The 1,638-nt window shown below is 55.1% G+C and carries 1 protein-coding gene; it reads right to left on the reverse strand.

Going from position 1 to position 1,638, the window contains the following annotated elements:
* Positions 1–135 precede the first annotated feature (135 nt).
* Entirely contained in the window at positions 136–1,404 is a 1,269-nt protein-coding gene (locus MKL09_RS27170; RefSeq protein ID WP_244025108.1) for a vWA domain-containing protein, read from the reverse strand.
* Positions 1,405–1,638: the final 234 nt, after the last annotated feature.

Consider the following 1,638-nt stretch of genomic DNA (forward strand, 5'->3'; position numbering starts at 1 on the left):
TCGGGCTTGGTCAGCAGCGCAGGAAGGCGGCTCCGAAGGCCGCCGAGCCTGCAGAGACCGTCTCCGATAAGCCGAAGCGCGCTGCTGGGCGGCCGCGGAAGGCCAAGGCGCCTATTGAAGGGTAGGTTCAGCAGCCTACTGCGTCAGCCGCAAGGCGCCGATGCTCGCCTGGATCTGCTTGAAGGCTGCAATTAGATCGTCAGAAGTGTTGGCAATAAAAAACTGGTTTGATGACGAGGCGCAGTTCTTTAAGAGCGTCTGTCCAGCCGCATCAATCGGATCGGACGGAATGCTGAAACCGATCGTGTAGATCGAGACGTTGACTGCCTTGGCGTTGGTGCACGCCTGGGCAGTAAGTGCGTCAAGGGCATTCCTGGAACTGGCAGTGTCAGAAACGTTTTGGTTGGCTGAAGGTAGACGCGGGTTCGCGTTTGTACCGTTGGCGTTCTGAAAATAACCAGCGGCAAAATACATTGACCCATTTGGAGAGTATGGGTTCGTTGCCCAACTGTTAGTGCCGTCGGTCATTAAGATAAGAATCTTGTTGATAGTTGTGGCATTCGAGCTGTTTGAGCTTGAAGCGTATGCGCTACCATCTGCGAAGACGCTTTTGGGGGAAAGCGTCCTCCATCCCCACATGAAGCCCTCGTGGATATTGGTTGAGCCCAGCGGCGCCATTTTGCTGATAAGGCTCTTCAAGGCTGTGGTGTCGTTTGTCAGGCGCTGAAGAGGCTGCGTCGTACAACCGAAATTAGGCCCGTTGGGAATGCCAGTGGATGAATTTAAACTAGTTGGCGCGGAATTATACGGACTGACGTATTTGCAGGCTCGACCTTCTGCCGTGTTAAAAGGGGTTCCTGACGCCATAATCGCACAGCTACCGCTTTTGCTGCTGTTATCATCGTCAATGTAACTATTAAAACTATAATGTGTGTTGTTATCGACCGTAAATCCGGAGTATGTTTTGCTGGCATCCCCTGGTTCATCAGGAGAAAACATTGGAACGTAATACGAGTCCTTGTTAGAACTTGTCGGCGTGCCGTCCTGGACATTAAGTGGGTAGGGCAACGTCTCTAGGCATCCAGCCCAACCCCAGCCGGAATAGGCGGCCTGAAGCTTGGCGAAGATGTCGAACCGACTGCTGAACCCGGATACGCTCGGCGAGAGCACATTGGTCCAGTGGTAGCTCGACTGACCGTTCTGATCGATCCATGTCGCATAGCGATAGGTCGAAGGATTAACCGCAACCGCTGCTGCGAACGGCACGATCGAGATTTTGGTCGCGTTGGAGAAGGCCGCGTTTGTGTAGACGTAATTGACGAAGTTCGTTGCTGCCGTCTGCACGGCCTGCAGCTTCGATTGCCCGCCACTCGACTCCGCCATCGATCCGGTATTGTCGAGCACCAACGCGATCTCGAAGGTCTTGGGCAGCGGCGTGGCGCATTGGGCGGAGGCGCCTGATTGATGCGGGTCGTTCCGGTCAACTTGCCGAAAAAAACCGTCGAGAGTTTGTGTGTGGTGAGGGTGATCTGGCGTGGGTTGCTGGTGATCGTTAGCGGATCGACCACGAGGTTGGGCGCTCCCATGGCGCCGGTCATCGCCGTCTGGGCCATCGTATTGAGGTCGGCGGTCGAGGTG

Origin of the sequence: Methylobacterium sp. J-048 (assembly GCF_022829515.1) — a bacterium.
Taxonomy (GTDB): Bacteria; Pseudomonadota; Alphaproteobacteria; order Rhizobiales; family Beijerinckiaceae; genus Methylobacterium.